The sequence below is a fragment of the Caballeronia sp. GAWG1-1 genome (assembly GCF_023631465.1).
Taxonomy (GTDB): Bacteria; Pseudomonadota; Gammaproteobacteria; order Burkholderiales; family Burkholderiaceae; genus Caballeronia.
The window spans coordinates 20,067-37,822 of record NZ_JALQDB010000036.1; the positions used below are offsets into that span (position 1 = coordinate 20,067).

Sequence of the window (17,756 nt, forward strand, 5' to 3'; positions counted from 1 at the left end):
GCGCCTTCCTTCCGCCAATCCATAAGCAAGCGATCAAACATCATGACGAAAATTATCGATGTAACCGAGCTGACGGTCGAACAAGTCCAGGCCGGCTTTGCGAGCGGCGCGTTCACGTCGGAGACGCTGACGGCCGCGTTCCTCGATCGCATCGCGACCTACAACCCGCGCTACGTGGCGCTCAACTTCCTGAACCCCGCCGCGCTCGACGATGCCCGCGAGATCGACCGCCGCCGCGCCGCTGGCGAGGCTCTCGGGCCGCTCGCTGGCGTGCCGGTCGTGGTCAAGGACACGATGGACATGGCAGGCTTTCCGACGACCGGCGGCTGGACGCTGCTCTACAGCAAGACGGGCGGCGTGGACCTGATGCCATCGACGGATTCGCCGGTCGTCGCCCGCATGCGCGCGGCGGGCTGCGTGATCCTCGGCAAGACCAACGTGCCGGTGCTGAGTGCCACCGGCTCGCACGCCAACGATAGCTGGGCGGGTCCGACGCTCAATGCCGTCGATACCGCGTTCATGCCGGGCGGCAGCAGCGCCGGCACGGCCACCGCCGTGGCGGGCAGCATGGCGGTGCTCGGTCTCGCGGAAGAAACGGGCGGTTCGATCCAGAATCCGGCGTCGGCGCAGGCGCTCGTCGGCATCAAGCCGACCTTCGCGCTCGTGCCGAATGCAGGCGTGATGCCGCTTGCGGGCAGCACGCGCGATGTCGTCGGTCCGATCGCCCGATGCGTACGCGATGCCGCGCTCACGCTCGATGTACTGGCCGGATTCTCGGCGGAAGACTTGAAGACGGTGGCGGGCGTCGGCATGAAGCCCGCTGGCGGCTATGCCGCGGGACTGCGTGAAGATGCGCTCAAGGGCAAGCGTCTAGGCTTGTACGGACCGGGATGGCGGGATCGCGCGTTGTCGGAAGAGACGCGTCACTTGTACGAGCGCGCGCAGGCGGAACTCGAAGCGCGCGGTGCGGTGCTCGTCGACGATCCCTTCGCCGGCAGCGGCTTCGCGGCACTTGGCATGCCCGCGCCGGGCTCCGATTACTTCGACGCGCGCGGCATGGAAAGCCTGCCCTACGACATGCAGAAGTACCTCGAACGCCTGGGACCCGGCAACACCATCACGACATGGACGCAATTCGTCGAAGCGACGCGCGCCGAAGATCCGTTCGGCGCAACGGGCGTGCTGACCTATATGTCGAGCCTGCCCGACATGGCCGCCAATCTGCGCGATGCAGCCGCGCCGCCTGTCATCGATGCCTTCTATGCGTTGCGCGTAACCTATCTCGCCATCTTCGAAGACGTGATGACGAAGCACGCGCTCGACGGCCTCGTATTCCCGCAATTGCGCGACGCCTTGCCGCCGCGCGAGGGAACCGAGACGCTGCACGAGACCACGGTCTGCGAAATCAACATTGCCGGATTGCCGGGCGTGACCATTCCCGCCGGCTATTACGAATCGGGTTCGCCGTTCAACCTGATCTTCGTGGGACGGCGCTTCAGCGAGCCGGCGCTGCTCGCCATGGCTTACGATTACGAGGTCGCCGGACGTCATCGGCGCGTCCCCGAACTGACCGCTTGAGGAGCGCGCGAGAGACGAGGCAGTTTCCAGTAACGAGACCATGTCCGAGCACCGCTACCAAGAAATTCTCACCCGCCTTCGCGACGAGGGCCGCGTCTCGGTTACGCCGCTCGCGAAGATACTGGACGTCGCCGAGGAAACCATCCGGCGCGATCTGAAGGAACTGGAGCAAAGCGGCTTGCTGCGCCGCATCTACGGCGGCGCCGTGTTGCCACGGCTCGATGTCGAGCGGCCCGTGACCGAACGCGGCAAGGTCAATGTAAAGGGGAAGGCGCGCGTGGCGGAACTTGCGGAACCGCTCATTGAAGACGGCATGTCGGTGTTCATCGACTCGGGCACGACGACCATTGCGTTCGCGCGGCGGCTGATCGGCCGTAACGTGACGGTGACGACCAACTCCATCAACATCGCGCTCTTGCTCGGCACGAGCGTGAGCCGCGTCAACCTCACGCCGGGCATGTTGCGCGGCAAGGACAACGCACTCGTGGGTTACGAGACGCTCGCCTATGCAAGACGCTTTTTTTACGATGCCGCGTTCATGGGCATCGCGGCGTGCGACCTGAAGCACGGCTGGATGGACTACGAGGAACACGAGTCCAATTTGCGTGGCGTGCTCAAGTCGCAGACACGTCATTCGGTGATTCTCGCGGATATCGACAAGTTCGGGCGCGAAGCTTATCTCAACACCTTTCCCATTTCCCAACCTGTCACGGTGGTGTGCGACCGCGCGCCGCCCAAGCCTTTCATGGATAAATTCGCCGAGCATGACATCACAATCATTCATGCCTGAGGCGCTCGGCGCGGGTGAACCGGGTACGCTTGCGGCCTTGCTGACGTGCTTTGCCGCGTTCGGCGGCTTGAAGACGGGCGGCGTCACGCGCCTCTGTGCGAGCGCGGCAGACGGCGCGGCGCGCGATGCCTTCGCCACGCTGCTTCGCGATGCCGGCGCGCATGTCGTCACCGATGCGGTGGGCAACCAGTTCGGCGTTTTCACCCTGACCGACGCGGCCGATGCGCCGCTCGTCATGATGGGTTCGCATCTCGACAGCCAGCCGCGCGGCGGACGCTTCGACGGTGTGCTGGGCGTGCTTGCCGCCTTCGAGGCGGGCCGCCGGCTAATGCTGGCGAAGCGCGCGGGCGCATCTTTCAACGCTAACTTCTGCGCGGTGAACTGGACGAACGAGGAGGGCGCGCGCTTTCGTCCGAGCCTGCTTGGCAGCGGCACGTTCACCGGCAAGATCGCCGTGGCCGATGCCCTCGCCAGTATCGACGACGACGGCGTGACGCTCGGCGCAGCGCTTGCCGCCATCGGTCATGACGGCGTGGATGCGCCGCCGCCCGTGCCCGCGTGCTATGTCGAAATGCATGTGGAGCAAGGCGGTTTGCTCGAAGCCGAATCGGTGCCTGTCGGTGTGGTGACGCGCAACTGGGGCGCCGCGAAAATGGACGTGCGCTTCACGGGCGAGCAGGCGCACACGGGGCCCGCCAAGATGCACGCGCGGCGCGACGCGCTCTTCGCTGCGGCACAGCTGATCTGCGACGTGCGCGCCATCGCGGACGAATGGCCGGAGCGCATCCATACGTCTGTCGGCAGGCTCGTCGTGCAGCCGAACTCGCCGAACGTGGTGCCGGCGCAAACCGACTTGTCCGTGGAACTGCGCGCCGTGGATGACGCCATTCTTCGCGAAGCCGAAGCGCGCATTCTCGCGTGCATCGACGCAGCCGCGAAGCGCGCGAACGTGGGCGTGCAAATCCTGAGCCGCACGAGCCGGCCGATCCGAGAACTGCCGCCCGCAGTGGGCAATCTCGTGCGGACTTGCGCGCGCGCGGCGGGCGTGCAGAGCCGCGACATCGACACCATTTCGGGCCACGACGCGTTGAGCCTGCTCGATGTCTGCCCGACCGGGCTCATGTTCGTGCCGAGCGTGGGCGGCATCGCGCATAACGAGAACGAAGAAACACATGGCGAGGACCTCGACACTGGCATGACCGTGCTCATGGGCGCGGCGTATCGCTTGTGTGTATCGCGCGGCGATCCGGTCGCGGCGGCCGCTTGGGAGCCTCGGCGATGAACACGACCGCGCGCGAGCGCAACCCCGCCGAAGTGGCGGCCAGAGCGGCCGCAGCGGCAATCGCCTCGATCGATGCATGGCGCGGTGTCGACGTACGCCACGAACCCGCGTTTGCGCCGGTCATGTCGCCGATGCATCGCGGCGTGTCGCATAGCGCCTGGCGCGTGCGCGTGGACGACAGCGCGACGTTCTTCATGAAAGTGGCGCACGGCGATCTGACAGAATCCATCGATGCCGGCGCGTCGTTTCTTGCGGCGCGAGCGGCGGCATCGCTGGGTATCGCGCCGGCGGCGCACTACGTGAGCGAAGCGCACGGCGCGACCGTCTTCGACTTTCTCGATGACGGCTGGCGCACCGCGCATCTCGACGATCTCGCACGACCCGCCACGCTCGACGCGCTCCTGCAAGCGAAGCGTGCCATCCATTCGCTGCCTGCGTTTGCGCGCACGACGAACGTTTTCGAGCGTATCGAGCATCTTGCCGAAGGCATGCCGTTGACGCCGGATCAGGTGTCATGGGTCGATCTCGCGGGCGACTTGCGCGCGGCGATCGACGCGGCCGGTGCCGACGTTCGCCCTTGCCACGCGGACGGCGTGACATCGAACGTCATGCTGCACGACGATGGCGCACTCATGCTGGTGGACTTCGACGAAGCCGCGAACACCGATCCCGCGTTCGACCTGGCCGTCACGTTGAATGAAGTGCTTGGCTTCGGACACGACTGGATGCAGGCCATCGAAATGTCGATGGGCGCCGCCTCGGAACGCATGCTCGCGCGCTGCCGCGCCTACGCGTTCGCCGACGACTTGCGCTGGGGCTTGTGGGGCATGCGCATGGACCGCGACTCGCCGCGCCGCAACGTCGAATTCCTCAAGTATGCGCAATGGCGGTTGCTGCGTTGCTCCATGGCGCTGCCGCGCTGGAACCTCGACGCCGCGCCGGCATCGATTTGAGAGGTCATGCTCATGCAGATCAAGACGATTGGCGGCGCCGCGTGCGACGCCGAGCGCGAGGTGGAAGCGGTGCTTGCAAGGATCGAACCGTGGTCGGGCCGCGCGTTGCGCTATGCGCCCGTGTTGGGCGGCATCAGCAACACGAACTGGCGCGTGTGGGTCGACGGCGAAGCGCAAAGCTATTTCGTCAAGGTGCCGGGCCGGGGCACGGAGCAGTTCATCGACCGCAAGGCTGCGTTTGCCGCAAGCCGGCTCGCGGAGCAGATCGGCATTGGTCCGCGTCTTTACGACTATGCTTTCGAGCAGGGCGTGGAGATCAACGACTTCGTCGAAGGCCGCGCGACCTGCTCGAACCGCGACTTTCTGGAGCGCAACGTGCGCGCTTCGGTCATGCACGCGTATCGCACGCTGCACGGCGCGCCGCCATTGCCGCTCACGAAGACCATTTTCGATCTGATCGATGAACACGTCGCGCAAGTGCATGAAGTAGGCGGCACGCTGCCCGCCGACTTCGCGCTGATTCACGCGCGCTATCGCGAGGCGCGCGCGGCGCTGGAGGCATCGGGACTGGATATCGTGCCGTGCTTCAACGATCCCATGCCGGGCAATTTTCTGCGCGACGACGCGGGTACGATCTTGCTCATTGACTACGAATACGCATCGAATAACGACCGCTGTTATGACATCGGCGCGCTCTCCGGCGAGATGTTCTTCACGGCCGACGTGGAAACGGAATTGGTCGAGACATACTTCGGCCGCGTGAGCAACGACGTCATGGCACGCGTCACCGTGCACAAGGCGCTCGCCGATATCAAGTGGGCCACTTGGTCCATGTTGCAGAACGAAATCTCCACGCTCGATTTCGACTACGCCAAATACGGCGCGTGGAAGTTCATGCGCGCACGCTCGGTGATCGAGGCGCCGCGGTGGCAGGACTGGTTGCGCAGTCTTTGAAGAAAGTCGTCGAGCGTTACGACCGTCCAAAAGAAAGGGCGTGCTCTCGCACGCCCTTCAAGTCGCCACGCAGCGAATCAGACTTTTGACAACCCCCTGGGACTGCAGCGCTTTATGTGATCGACGATCGCCTGAATCAGCGGCAGTCTCTTGCACAATCAATCCGTGACCAGATTAACGACCGAAAGGTCGCGGACTTGAGAAAACTTGCGAACGCCGGTTCGAAATTCAACGCTCAAGTTTCACGCATGGCGTGACGATAGCGCCACGCCCTTGAGCAACATGTCCAGATCGTCCGCGTTGAACGGCTTCGACAGCACGGCGACACCGAGACGTCGCGCCTGTTCGAGATGCTCCGCATAACCCGTCATCAGCGTCACGGCCTGCTTGGGGCGTTGCCGCTTGATCCATTCGACGAGGCCGATGCCATCGCAAGTTCCGGGCATCTGGATGTCGGATAGAACGAGGTCGAATTCGAGGCCTTCTTCCAGCACCTTGAGCGCGGCATCGCCGGAAGGCTCGTGGCGCGCGCTCCAGCCGAGCACATCGAGAACGGCGACGAGCCCCGCCGCCACTTCCTCGTTGTCTTCGACGAGCAGGATGGTGGACTTCGCGCCGCCCGGTTCGATGGCACCCTCGCGCTCCGCCGGTGATGCTTCCGTGACGCCCGCCGTCCAGTGCGGAAGGTAGAAGAAGATTGTGGTGCCGCGCCCGACATCGGTTTCCACGCGTGCCTTGCCGCCCGCCTGTTCGGCCATGGCGAGCACTTGTGCAAGGCCGAGCCCGGTTCCCGCGCCAGCCTGCTTGGTGGTGAACAACGGCTCGAACGCGTGCTGCGCGACTTCTCGCGTCATGCCGGTGCCGCTGTCCTGGCAGGAGAATTCGACATACTCGCCGGCTTCGAGCTCGTAGCGCCCTTGAGATAACGCCACGTTCCTGCAGCGAACGATAAACGTGCCGCCTTGCGGCATCGCGTCCTTTGCATTGCCCGCGATGTTGATGATCGCCGAAGTGATCTCCGACGGATCGACCTTGATCGGCCACGACGCCTCCGCCACTTCGATCTGCACGGCGACCTTGCTGCTTACAGCCGAGCGGATCAGCGCCTCGGTTTCGAGCAGCCACGCGCCGGGTAGCAGCGTCTGCATCTGCAACGGCTGTCGGCGCGCCACGCTCATGAGACGGCGCGCGAGCGCCCGTGCGCTCGTGGAGGCGCGCTCCACTGCATCGATCTCGTTCTTGACGCCGTTGTAGTTCTTGCGCCGGACGATCTCCATGTTGGCCGTCACGACCATCAGCAGATTGTTGAAGTCATGGGCGACGCTCGCGACGAGATTGCCGAGCGCGCCCATGCGCTGCATCTTGCGCGTGGCTGCTTCCGCCGAGCGGCGCCGCGACAGCTCGCGCCGCCAGTTCTGCCAGGAGGTTTCCTCCGCGCGAAGACGCCGCAGCGAAAACACGATCAGCACGCACAGACACATGCAAGGAATCAGCGCGACGGCCACGAGGGACATGTCGTCGCGCAGCCAGTTGCTGACCACATCGTCGATTGCGTAGCCGGCGGAAACGTAGACGGGGTACTGACCGGCGCGCCGGTACGCGAGCATCTTGCGGGTGCCGTCCAGCGGCGAATCGATTTTGATGATGCCCTGTTCCGCCCCTCGCGCGAACGCGGCCGCGAGAGGCTCGTGCTTCGGTGGCGGGTTCGCCAGGCGTGGCGCGGGCAGGCGGAGCAGAATGCCGCCATCGGCGCGATAGAGGCCGACCGTCAACGCAGGCGTCTCGGCGATGAGCCGCTGATAAAACTGCAGCAAGTAGGAGCGATGCAGGGAAACAACGATGGCGCCGAGAAAGCGCCCGTCGGGAGCGGTCCGGGCGGCGAGCGTGTTCACGATATCGGTGCCCTGAACGCGGCCGCGCTCGGGCAGCGAGACATAGAGCTGCGAGGAGGTCGCGCGCGTCGCCATGAAGTCGCCGCGGTCGCCGATAGAGACGTCGGGCGTCGGGGAGAAGCGGCTGCTGACGATCAACTGGCCGTTCTTATCGACGATGGAGAGCGCGACGACCTGCGGATGATTGGCGACGAGCGCTTCGAGTTTCCTGTGCAGGCTTGCCTGTTCGCGCAGAATCTGCCGCTCGTCAGCCGTTCCGACCACGTCCTGGACGCGCGAGATGAGGTCGCGGTTCGAGTCGAGCAGATTGGTGAGTTTCCCTTCCGCGACCCACGCCAGCCGATTGAGTATCTCCGACTGCTCCGCGACCGCACGTTCGTAGGTGTAGTAGGCGTAAAGCGCCGACAGACTCAGCGGCACGACCACCGAGGCGGTCAGCGCGAGGACGAGCCGCCGGCGGGCAGCCCTGAAATTGAGCGGAGGAAACGAAACCCGGTCCGACGGGTCGGAATGTTGAGTCGCGAACTCAGTCATTAAACACCCCGGTCACGCTAAGGGGAGTCATCCGACGCCGGCACATGTTTGCGCGAAACATCGATTCAAATTCCTTGGCGGTGGCGCGCCCGCGACCTCCTCCCCGTATCACGCCTGGTTCCTAGCTGCGGATGTTCGCTCCGCTAAGCTTGCTCGCATCGTGCCGAAGGGGGCTTTGTCAGGCGAACGGGAAAGGTCTGGACGTCGTAAGACGTACCTACTATTTCATAATACTCATACGGTTGATGGTAGCACGCCTTGTTGCCGACTTAATTGCCTGTGGTTTTTTGATTGCTAGGCGGCAGCGGAATGGCCGTGGCGCTTGGCTCGGGCTCCGGTAAACTCCGCGTTCATCGTTTGGCCGGCACGGGCTCAAAAGTTGCGCAATCTGGCCGTAAACCTTGATGCGAGCCGCGCGGACAGCGAGCAGAAGTCCGCTAAACCGGCTCTTTAGCAACGAATAAGAAAGCGAGTCGTCGAGCGTCGCGTGGCGGGGTTCGGCAGGAGAGAATCGTTGGGACCGTGGTTCAAGAGGAGCGCCCGAGCAGAAAGCCCGGCATCGTGGGTCGACAGACACTCGGTGCTGGTTGCGCTCGGCGCGACACTGGCGAGCGTCATCGTGCTGATCGCCACCGTCGCGGTGCTGATCTCGAGCCGCGAGGAAGCCATCGCGAAGGCGCGCCGCACGTCGGCGAACGTCGCGGTGGCGCTCGCGCGCGACATGTCGAGAAACCTCGAAATCTACGATCTCTCGCTGCAGGCCGTCGTCGACGGCATGGCGGACCCGACCATATTGAAGCTGCCGCCTGAACTGCGCCGGCAGATTCTCTTCGACCGTTCGACCACCGCCGCTTATATCAGCGGCATCTATGCGCTCGACGAACGCGGCCGGATCGTGCAGGGCCGTGCGCGGCTTCTTCCGACCGTCGATCTCTCCGATCGGGATTACTTTACGGTGCATCGCGCCAATCCGAATGTCGGGCTCTTCATCTCGAAGCCGTACGCGTCGCGTCTGCGAAACGGCGCGCCATCGATTGCCCTCAGCCGGCGGATTTCCAAAGCCGATGGCAGCTTCGGCGGTGTCGCGCTCATCTCCATCAACCTCGATTACTTCCAGCAACTGGTGGATGACATCAGGCTCGGCCACGAAAGCGCGGCGACGATCGTACAGAGCGATGGCGACATCGTCGCGCGCAATCCGAAGCTGCGTCCAGGCAGCGTCAGCAGCATTCGCGGCTGGCCGATCTTCTCGAAGATGTTCGGCGTCGAGAGCGGCTCGTTCGACGCGCGCTCGCCCGTCGACAACGTCGACCGCATCATGACGTTTGCGCGCGTGCGCGGCAGCAATCTCGTGATGATGGTGGCGCTCGGAAAGGACGACGTGACCTCGGAGTGGCAGCAGCACTCGCTCATCATCGGCACGCTGGTGGTGGCCGTGGCGGGCGCGTTCACCATCGTGGTCTGGCTGCTGGTCTTCGCGGTGCGCCAGCGCGACGCGGCGCAGGCGAAGCTCGTCGAGATCGCGGACACGGACGGTCTGACCGGCGTCGCCAACCGCCGCAAGCTCGATGCGGCGCTCGACGAACTCTGGACCTCGGCGGCGCGCGAAGGTTATCCGGTCGCGCTGCTTTTCGTCGATGCCGATCGCTTCAAGGCTTACAACGACACGCACGGCCACGAAGCCGGCGACCGGGCGTTGCAGTTCATCGCCGAATGTCTCGTGAAGCATGCGAGAGGACCGCACGATCTGGTCGCGCGCTACGGCGGCGAGGAGTTTGTCGTGGCGCTCGCCGACTGCACCCGCAGCCGCGCGGAGGCGGTGGCGGAGGCCATGCGTATCGACGTGGCCAATTCGAACGGCGCGCGACTTCGCCAGCAATTTCCTCCGACGACCGTGAGCATCGGCGTGGTGGTGGCTCGACCCGATAGCGGCTCGACTATCGACGACGCCATGCGCCGCGCCGACGAAGCCTTGTATGTGTCGAAGAGCGGCGGACGCAATCGCGTGACGCTCGCGGCTGTGTCCGAGAAGCGGCGCGGCGAACCGGTCGGCACCGCGCCTTGATGCCTGACGCCTGATGCTTCAAATCAATTCGCGCGAGGCCGCATGCTCGACTCGCGCGAGATGAAACGCGCGCCGCAACTCGAAGCCGAGACGTTCATATAGACCGATAGCCGCGAGATTGTCGCTGAACACGTGCAAGAACGGTGTCTCCGCGCGCGCCTCGATCTCTCGTTGCAGGATCTGCATGAGCCGCCCGGCAAGGCCTCTGCCGCGATGCGTTTCATCGACACATACGGCGCTGATCTCGACGTAACCATCCAGATGCAGGCGTTCACCGGCCATTGCAATGAGCCGCCCGTTGTCTCGCACGCCGATGTAATTGCCCGTCTCGCGGGTCCGTACGGAGAACGGCCCGGGCCGCGTTCTTCCGGCAAGATCCAGCATGTCGTCGTTATCTGCCTGGGTGAGTCGGATCACATCCAGCTTTTCGACGCTTGCGGCTTTGGGCGCTTTGCGAGTGTTCGCGACCATCTGATGAAGGATGCCGACACGCGTTATCTGCAAGGCATCGTATGACGGCAAGGGCTGCGTGGAGAGCAAGGCTACTTGCTGCCCAGGCTGCAGAAGGCGGTGAAGGGCGTCATACGCATCCGGCGTTGCGGTTGCCAGCGCGGCGAACGGCGCGACGTCGGGATGATATCGACGAACGAGCGTGTCGCCGAGCGCGAGGTGTGCGTGTCGGGTCGTCAGCGCCTCCCAGATAGGGCGGTCGAGGTCGGCAGGTTTCGGATGGCTCATGGGCGCTCCAATGGCGTGTGATTGCTGTGCAGTCTAGACGGCCCGGGCGCACGGGGCTATAGTCGCAAATGACATTATTAGCACTATTTGCGACATGAGACTGGCAATCCTCGCGCTCGACGGCCTGTTCGACACCGGACTGACCGTGTTTCTCGATACCTTTTCGATGGCCAATGAAGTGGCCGCCGCGCAAGGGTTCGAGGCCGCGCCGTTCGAGGTGAGGCTCATCGGCATGCGCAGACGTATTCGCACCGCGCATGGCTTGTCGACTTCGGTCGAATTGGCGAGCAGCGCGCCGTCGCCGGACTGGATCGTCGTGCCCGCGCTGAACGTGAGGCAGCCGGAGCGGCTTGCCGAGGCGCTCGAGCGTCGCGACACGCGCGAGGCGATCGCTTATCTGCAAGCGCGGCACACGGCGGGCGCGGGCGTAGCGGCGGCGTGCATCGGCACGTTCATATTGGCCGAAGCCGGTTTGCTCGATCATCGCAAGGCCACGACCACATGGTCGCTTGCACCGTTTTTCCGACAGCGCTATCCGGCCGTCATGCTCGACGATTCGCGCATGGTCGTCGCATCGCAAGGCGTCGTCACGGCGGGCTCCGCAATGGGTCATCTCGATCTCGCGCTATGGTTGCTGCGTCAGGCGAGTCCCGAACTGGCGACGCGTGTCGCTCGCATGATGCTCATCGACAAGCGTGCGTCTCAGGCGGAATACATCATCCCCGATCATCTTGCGCATGCCGACCCTTTAGTCGCGCGTTTCGAGCGATGGGCGCGCGACAATCTCGCGGCGGGCTTTTCGCTTCAGGCGGCGGCGAGTGCCTTGTCGGTCGGGCCGCGCACGTTGCAGCGCCGTACCGAGTCGGTGCTCGGCAAGTCGCCGCTGGCATTCTTTCAGGACTTGCGCATAGAACGCGCGCAGCACCTCGTCGCTATCGGCTACGACATCGAGAAGATTGCAAGCGAAGTCGGCTATGCCGATACGGCGACCTTGCGCACCTTGCTGCGCCGCAGGCTCGGCCGTGGCGTGCGCGAGTTGCGCGCCGGGCGATAACGCCAGGCATCGGGCGACCACGAACATAAAACCGGGAGACGGCATTGACACAGGGACACTCGAACTGGTTCGTGCGCGCGCGGCTCAAGACGCGCCAGCTCTTGTTGCTCGCCGCGATGGAGGAAGAGGGCAACGTGCGCCGTGCCGCCGATGTCCTCGGCATGACGCAGCCAGCGGCATCGCGGCTTCTGAAGGAACTCGAAGATGTGCTGGACGTGCGTCTCTTCGATCGCACGCCGCACGGCATGCAGGCGACGCTCTACGGCGAAGTGATGATCCGTCATGCGCGCATGGTGCTGTCGAATCTCAACAAGGCGCAAGACGAGATTGCCGCCTTGCGCGCCGGTCTGGTGGGCGAAGTGCGCGTCGGCGTGATCGCGGCGGCGGCGGCCAGAATGGTTCCGCTCGCCATCGGACGCGTGAAGGCGCAGTATCCGCAACTGCAAATCTGGCTGCAGGTGGAGACTTCCGATGTCATGCTGCCGCTTCTCACGCAGGGGCAACTCGACGTGATGATCGGCCGCGTGCTCCAGCAGCACGTGCAACTGAAGCCCGCCGTGCAATACGCGCCCATCGCCGATGAACCGCTGTGCGTGGTGGTGCGCCCCGGGCATCCGCTCGAACAGACTGCGGGGCTCACCATGAGCGGTATCGCCGACGCCGAATGGGTGCTGCATCCGCCGGGGAGTGTCTTGCGGCATCGTATCGACATGGCGTTCGCGGAGCTTGGGCTGAACCCGCCGCGGAATGTGGTCAACACCAACAACTTTCTGGCGATATCGAGCCTTCTGTTGCAGAGCGACATGCTCGCCGTCATGCCCGATGAAGTGGCGCGGCAATACGAGCGCTTCGGCACGCTCAAGCGTCTTGCAATCGACCTGCCTTGCCGCATGGATGCATTCGGCATCATTACGCGGCAAGCGCATGCGCTTTCGCCCGCGGCGACCGTGGTGCTGCATGCGCTTCACGACGCCGCCGCCGAAGTATACGGCGTATCCGCCGATGCCCTGAGCGCCTGACCGGGTAAGCCCGAATCGCGTTTTCCACTATATCAACATTGGTATCGGGATCGCTGAATAAGTGATTGGACCATCATGGGAGTGAGGGCTAACCTTGCCCGGGGCTCAGCCTGAGCCTTCGACCCCGGACTTCGAGCCGCGGCGCACATGATCCAATCAGGAGACAGCCATGAAACAGACCCGACGCGCGGTGCTCGGCGCAATGCTTGGTTCGGTGCTGGTACTCGCCGCGAGTGTGAATGCACACGCCGACGACAAGAAGATCACGCTCGGCTTCGCACAGGTCGGCGCGGAAAGCGCCTGGCGCACGGCCAATACGGTCTCGGTCAAGTCCGCCGCGAAAGACGCGGGCATCAACCTCAAATTCTCCGACGCCCAGCAGAAGCAGGAAAATCAGATCAAGGCCATACGCTCCTACATTGCGCAGAAGGTCGATGTGATCGCGTTCTCGCCGGTCGTCGAGTCGGGCTGGGAGCCGATTCTCATCGAAGCGAAAAACGCCAAGATTCCCGTGATCCTGACCGACCGCAACATCGACGTGAAAGACAAGTCGCTCTATGTGACGATGATCGGCTCGGACTTCCTCGAAGAAGGCCGGCGCGGCGGCAAGTGGCTGGAAGAACGCTACAAGAACGAGAAGGGGCCGATCAACATCGTCGAGTTGCAGGGCACGGTGGGATCGGCGCCAGCGAACGACCGGCGTGCGGGTCTGCTCGAAGTCATCAAGAACGATCCCAAATTCAAGGTGATCGCCTCGCAAAGCGGCGACTTCACGCTCGCTGGCGGCAAGCAGGTCATGGAAGCCTTCGCGAAGACCTACGGCAAGCAGATCAACGTGGTCTACGCGCATAACGACGACATGGCGCTCGGCGCCATTCAGGCAATGGAGGAGGCGGGCATGAAGCCGGGCAAGGACATCACGGTCGTCTCGTTCGATGCAACCAAGGGCGGTTTCGACGCCATGGTCGCGGGCAAGATCAACGTGGACGTGGAATGCAGTCCGCTGCTCGGCCCGCAGTTGATGACCGCGGTGAAGGATGTGGTCGCGGGCAAGGAACTGCCCAAGCGTATCGTGACCGAAGAGACCATTTTCCCGATGAGCGTTGCCGCTGCCACGCTGCCGCAGCGCAAATACTGAAGCTCGGGCGCCATCGCACGTCCATCGCGCCATCATGTGAGCGCGATGGACGACTCATTCCCTTTCCGGCGATATCCATGACCGACACACCCGTGCTCGAAACCATCGGTTTGTCCAAGTCGTTCCCCGGCGTGCGCGCACTGCACAACGTCGATTTTCGTTTGTTTCCGGGCGAGATTCATACGTTGATGGGGCAGAACGGCGCCGGCAAATCGACGCTCATCAATGTGCTGACGGGCGTCCACGAGCACGATGCAGGCGAGATCCGGCTCGGTGGCAGTCCCGTGAATTTCGCCGCGCCCATGGAAGCGGAAGCCGCCGGAATTCGCACGCTCTATCAGGAAGTGAACCTGTGTCCGAATCTCTCGGTGGCGGAGAACGTTTTCGCGGGCAGACAGTTGAAGCGGCATGGCGCGATCGACTGGAAGAGCATTCACATGCGGGCGCAAAAGGCGCTCGCGGACCTCAACGTTTCGGTGGACGTCACGAAATCGCTCGATACGTATCCCATCGCCGTGCAGCAGATGGTGGCGATTGCGCGTGCCTTGTCGGTCGATGCGCGCGTCCTGATCCTCGATGAACCGACCTCCAGTCTCGACGACGGCGAAGTCACGCGCCTCTTCGACGTGTTGCGCAAGCTCCGCCATTCAGGTCTCGCGATTCTCTTCGTGACGCACTTTCTGGAACAGACCTATGCGGTATCGGATCGCATCACGGTCATGCGCAATGGCGAGCGCGAAGGCGAATATCTCGCGAAAGATCTTCCGGTCGAACTGCTCGTGTCGAAGATGGTGGGCCACGAACGCATGACCGAGCGCCTGAAGCGCGCGGCTTCCGAGCCGCCCACGCAACGAGGCGCGGCTGCGCCGTTTCTCGAAATGCGCGGCGTGGGCCGTCGCGGCTTGATGAATCCCGTGGATCTCGACGTGCAGCCGGGTCAGATACTCGGGCTCGCGGGCTTGCTCGGTTCGGGGCGCACGGAAACCGCGCGGCTTCTCTTCGGCGCGGAGCGTTCCGATGCAGGCGCGACGAAGGTGTCCGGCAAGCCGGTCAAGCTGCATTCGCCGCGCGATGCGGTGCGTCAGGGCATCGGCTATTGCCCGGAGGATCGTAAGAAGGAAGGCATTGTCGCGGACCTGTCGATTCGCGAGAACATCATCCTGGCGCTTCAGGCGCGGCTCGGGCTTTGGCGCTGCATTCGGAAGGCGAAGCAACGCGAGATCGCCGAAGACTATATCGAGCAGCTAGGCATCAAGGCGCGCGATGCCGAGCAGCCTATCGGTCTGCTCTCTGGCGGCAATCAGCAAAAGGTGCTGCTCGCGCGCTGGCTTGCAACGGAGCCGCGCATGCTGATTCTCGATGAACCGACGCGCGGCATAGACGTGGCCGCGAAGTTCGAGATCATGGACCGCGTGCTCGCGCTCTGCGCGAAAGGGCTCGGCATTCTCTTCATCTCGTCCGAAGTGAGCGAGGTCGTGCGCGTGAGTCACCGGATTGCGGTGTTGCGCGACCGGCGCAAGGTCGCCGAGGTCGCGGGACATACGACCTCGGAAGACGAGGTGTATCGGCTGATCGCGGGAGGATCGCAATGAACCGTATCAAAGGTGTCTTGCAGCATCCGCTCGTGTGGCCCTGCGTGACGCTCGTCGCGCTGTGTCTGCTCGATCTGGCGCATAACCCGCGGTTCCTGTCGATTGCCATGCTCGATGGCCACCTGTTCGGCGCGCCCGTCGATATCCTGAATCGCGCGGCGCCGCTCGTGCTCGTCGCGCTCGGCATGACGCTCGTGATAGCGACGCGCGGCATCGATATCTCGGTGGGCGCGATCGTCGCGATTGCCGGCGCGACGGCCGCCACGATCCTCGCCGACGATCCTTCCCGCGTGACGCTTGCCATCGCGGCGGCGCTCGCGGTCGGCGTTCTCGCGGGCATGTGGAACGGCTTGCTGGTGGCGTTCATCGGCATGCAGCCGATCATCGCGACGCTCATCCTGATGGTTGCGGGACGCGGCGTCGCGCAGTTGCTGACGGGCGGCCAGATCATCCCGATCGGCGCGCAGGCTTATTTGATGGTCGGCGGCGGCTATCTGGCGGGCGTCCCGTGTTCCGTGTGGATCGCGGCGGGCGCGCTCATCCTCACGGCGCTTCTCGTCGATCGCACCGCGCTCGGGCTTTTCATTCGGGCTATCGGCGTGAATCCGGTTGCAACCCGGCTCGTCGGCTTGCGCTCGAACGTGATCGTGTTCGGCGTGTATGCATTCTCCGGGTTGACGGCGTCCATGGCGGGCATTCTCGCCAGTTCGAACGTTCGCAGCGCCGACGGCAACAACGCCGGTCTCCTGCTCGAACTCGACGCGATTCTCGCCGTCACGCTCGGCGGCACTTCGCTGCTCGGCGGGCGCTTCAGTCTTGCAGGCACGGTGCTCGGCGCGCTCATCATCCAGACGCTCACCTACACGACTTATTCCATCGGTGTGCCGCCCGAAGCGACGCTCGTGGTGAAGGCAGCGGTGGTGCTCGTCGTCAGCGTGATTCAGTCGTCCACCGCGCGCGCCGTGCTGATGCGGCAGTTGCGACGCGTCTTTCCGTCCGCTTCGAAACAGCCGCTCGCGGAGGCATCCCGATGAAAAGTTTCTTCGACCGTCTGACGGACCCGCGCATCTTGCCTATCGTCGTCACCGTCGTTCTGTTCGCGGCTCTGTTCGGCTTCGGCTCGGTGATGTACACCGGCTTCTTCTCGCTGCAAGTGCTGCTCGGCTTGCTGATCGACAACGCGTTCTTGCTGATCGTCGCCATTGGCATGACGTTCGTGATCGTGTCGGGCGGCATCGATTTGTCGGTCGGCTCGGTCGTCGCTTTGACGACGATCCTGTGCGCCGTGTTCGCCGAACGTCTGCACTGGCCGGTGTGGATCATCGTGCCGCTCGTGCTGGCCTTCGGCGCCTGCTATGGCGCGGCGATGGGCGCGCTCATCCACTTCTTCAGGCTGCAACCGTTCATCGTCACGCTGGCCGGGATGTTCCTCGCGCGCGGCGCCTGCTTTCTCATCACGACGCAATCCATCACCATCACCGATTCCACGTTCCGCGCGCTGTCCGCCTTTCATGTGGATGTCGGCGGCGCGTCGCTCACGACGGGCGCGCTGATCGCCATCGTCACGCTGATCGTGGCGATCTTCGTCGCCCACTTCACGCGCTTCGGACGCAACGTGTATGCGGTCGGCGGCAACGAACGCTCGGCGCTGCTGATGGGCTTGCCCGTCGCGCGCACCAAGGTCGGCGTCTATGCGCTCTCGGGTTTCTGCTCGGCGCTCGGCGGCGTGGTGTTCACGCTATACGTGCTCTCGGGCTACGGATTGCAAGGGCAGAGCATGGAACTCGACGCCATCGCCGCGACGGTGATCGGCGGAACCTTGCTCACGGGCGGCGTGGGCTATGTGATCGGTTCGGTGTTCGGCGTCGGCATTCTCGGCACCATCCAGACCTTGATTACCTTCGACGGCACGCTCAGTTCATGGTGGACGCGCATCGTGATCGGCGCGCTTCTGTGCGCGTTCTGTCTGCTGCAGCGAGTCATCGAACGTCATGCCGCGCGCCGTAAATCGAATGGGACGAAGCTCGGCGAAGGCATCGGATCGAAAGAGCCGCGCACGCCTTTGCCGCCCGATGCCGCGAGCAAAGCCGAGCCGCTCGCGATGGTCCCCAGAACCTGAAGCACGCACATAAGCACGCACACCCTGCCACCCTCGTCGAGAATCCGT

The 17,756-nt window shown here is 64.0% G+C and carries 14 protein-coding genes; 12 read left to right on the forward strand and 2 right to left on the reverse strand.

Annotated elements, in window-relative coordinates; genetic code table 11:
• Nucleotides 1-42: 42 nt before the first annotated feature.
• The 5 genes from NCT03_RS24735 to NCT03_RS24755 are packed head-to-tail and all read left to right on the forward strand — an operon-like array spanning nt 43 to nt 5,557.
• On the forward strand, nt 43-1,578 hold the full coding sequence (locus NCT03_RS24735) for an amidase (RefSeq protein ID WP_250494280.1): 1,536 nt from the start codon (nt 43-45) through the stop codon (nt 1,576-1,578).
• A gap of 40 nt (nt 1,579-1,618) precedes the next feature.
• Nucleotides 1,619-2,368 carry a DeoR/GlpR family DNA-binding transcription regulator gene (locus NCT03_RS24740; protein ID WP_244830234.1) on the forward strand — a complete coding sequence of 250 codons (750 nt, stop codon included), beginning with the start codon at nt 1,619-1,621 and terminating at the stop codon, nt 2,366-2,368.
• Nucleotides 2,343-3,650 carry a Zn-dependent hydrolase gene (locus tag NCT03_RS24745; protein ID WP_250494281.1) on the forward strand — a complete coding sequence of 436 codons (1,308 nt, stop codon included), beginning with the start codon at nt 2,343-2,345 and terminating at the stop codon, nt 3,648-3,650. The genes NCT03_RS24740 and NCT03_RS24745 overlap by 26 nt, the downstream gene beginning before the upstream one ends.
• A complete protein-coding gene (locus tag NCT03_RS24750) occupies nt 3,647-4,603 on the forward strand; it encodes a phosphotransferase (protein ID WP_250494282.1) in 957 nt (318 codons plus the stop codon). Before NCT03_RS24745 ends, NCT03_RS24750 begins: the two co-directional genes overlap by 4 nt.
• Nucleotides 4,604-4,609: 6 nt before the next feature.
• Nucleotides 4,610-5,557 (forward strand): phosphotransferase, encoded by a 948-nt coding sequence (locus tag NCT03_RS24755; protein ID WP_250494283.1) that lies wholly within the window; start codon nt 4,610-4,612, stop codon nt 5,555-5,557.
• 242 nt (nt 5,558-5,799) lie between these two features.
• Here the strand turns inward: NCT03_RS24755 and NCT03_RS24760 are convergent, their stop codons facing one another.
• Entirely contained in the window at nt 5,800-7,983 is a 2,184-nt protein-coding gene (locus NCT03_RS24760; protein ID WP_250494284.1) for a hybrid sensor histidine kinase/response regulator family protein, read from the reverse strand.
• 514 nt (nt 7,984-8,497) lie between these two features.
• Between NCT03_RS24760 and NCT03_RS24765 the strand changes: the two genes are divergently transcribed.
• Nucleotides 8,498-10,048 carry a GGDEF domain-containing protein gene (locus tag NCT03_RS24765; protein ID WP_250494285.1) on the forward strand — a complete coding sequence of 517 codons (1,551 nt, stop codon included), beginning with the start codon at nt 8,498-8,500 and terminating at the stop codon, nt 10,046-10,048.
• An 18-nt stretch (nt 10,049-10,066) separates the two neighbouring features.
• Here NCT03_RS24765 and NCT03_RS24770 read toward each other — a convergent pair whose 3' ends face one another.
• A complete protein-coding gene (locus NCT03_RS24770) occupies nt 10,067-10,786 on the reverse strand; it encodes a GNAT family N-acetyltransferase (protein ID WP_250494286.1) in 720 nt (239 codons plus the stop codon).
• Nucleotides 10,787-10,880: 94 nt separating this feature from the next.
• On the opposite strand from NCT03_RS24770, the gene NCT03_RS24775 reads away from it, so the two are divergent.
• The 6 genes from NCT03_RS24775 to yjfF all read left to right on the forward strand — a co-directional run bounded on the left by NCT03_RS24775 (nt 10,881) and on the right by yjfF (nt 17,708).
• Nucleotides 10,881-11,840 carry a GlxA family transcriptional regulator gene (locus NCT03_RS24775; RefSeq protein ID WP_250494287.1) on the forward strand — a complete coding sequence of 320 codons (960 nt, stop codon included), beginning with the start codon at nt 10,881-10,883 and terminating at the stop codon, nt 11,838-11,840.
• 44 nt (nt 11,841-11,884) lie between these two features.
• Nucleotides 11,885-12,859: a LysR family transcriptional regulator gene (locus tag NCT03_RS24780; RefSeq protein ID WP_250494288.1), complete on the forward strand. Its 975-nt coding sequence runs from the start codon at nt 11,885-11,887 to the stop codon at nt 12,857-12,859.
• A 202-nt stretch (nt 12,860-13,061) separates the two neighbouring features.
• Entirely contained in the window at nt 13,062-13,997 is a 936-nt protein-coding gene (locus tag NCT03_RS24785) for an ABC transporter substrate-binding protein (protein WP_370652268.1), read from the forward strand.
• Nucleotides 13,998-14,074: 77 nt separating this feature from the next.
• Nucleotides 14,075-15,589 carry a sugar ABC transporter ATP-binding protein gene (locus NCT03_RS24790; protein ID WP_250494289.1) on the forward strand — a complete coding sequence of 505 codons (1,515 nt, stop codon included), beginning with the start codon at nt 14,075-14,077 and terminating at the stop codon, nt 15,587-15,589.
• Nucleotides 15,586-16,623, forward strand: coding sequence for an ABC transporter permease (locus tag NCT03_RS24795; RefSeq protein ID WP_250494290.1), 1,038 nt, complete (start codon nt 15,586-15,588; stop codon nt 16,621-16,623). Before NCT03_RS24790 ends, NCT03_RS24795 begins: the two co-directional genes overlap by 4 nt.
• The gene (gene yjfF, locus NCT03_RS24800; protein WP_250494291.1) at nt 16,620-17,708 is read left to right on the forward strand and encodes a galactofuranose ABC transporter, permease protein YjfF; all 1,089 of its coding nucleotides are present in this window, start codon (nt 16,620-16,622) and stop codon (nt 17,706-17,708) included. The genes NCT03_RS24795 and yjfF overlap by 4 nt, the downstream gene beginning before the upstream one ends.
• Nucleotides 17,709-17,756: the final 48 nt, after the last annotated feature.

Coding starts and splice junctions, on each gene's coding strand:
- NCT03_RS24735 (WP_250494280.1), top strand. CDS start 43: ATGACGAAAATTATCGATGTAACCGAGCTGACGGTCGAACAAGTCCAG.
- NCT03_RS24740 (WP_244830234.1), top strand. CDS start 1,619: ATGTCCGAGCACCGCTACCAAGAAATTCTCACCCGCCTTCGCGACGAG.
- NCT03_RS24745 (WP_250494281.1), top strand. CDS start 2,343: ATGACATCACAATCATTCATGCCTGAGGCGCTCGGCGCGGGTGAACCG.
- NCT03_RS24750 (WP_250494282.1), top strand. CDS start 3,647: ATGAACACGACCGCGCGCGAGCGCAACCCCGCCGAAGTGGCGGCCAGA.
- NCT03_RS24755 (WP_250494283.1), top strand. CDS start 4,610: ATGCTCATGCAGATCAAGACGATTGGCGGCGCCGCGTGCGACGCCGAG.
- NCT03_RS24760 (WP_250494284.1), bottom strand. CDS start 7,983: ATGACTGAGTTCGCGACTCAACATTCCGACCCGTCGGACCGGGTTTCG.
- NCT03_RS24770 (WP_250494286.1), bottom strand. CDS start 10,786: ATGAGCCATCCGAAACCTGCCGACCTCGACCGCCCTATCTGGGAGGCG.
- NCT03_RS24775 (WP_250494287.1), top strand. CDS start 10,881: ATGAGACTGGCAATCCTCGCGCTCGACGGCCTGTTCGACACCGGACTG.
- NCT03_RS24785 (WP_370652268.1), top strand. CDS start 13,062: ATGCTTGGTTCGGTGCTGGTACTCGCCGCGAGTGTGAATGCACACGCC.
- NCT03_RS24790 (WP_250494289.1), top strand. CDS start 14,075: ATGACCGACACACCCGTGCTCGAAACCATCGGTTTGTCCAAGTCGTTC.
- NCT03_RS24795 (WP_250494290.1), top strand. CDS start 15,586: ATGAACCGTATCAAAGGTGTCTTGCAGCATCCGCTCGTGTGGCCCTGC.
- yjfF (WP_250494291.1), top strand. CDS start 16,620: ATGAAAAGTTTCTTCGACCGTCTGACGGACCCGCGCATCTTGCCTATC.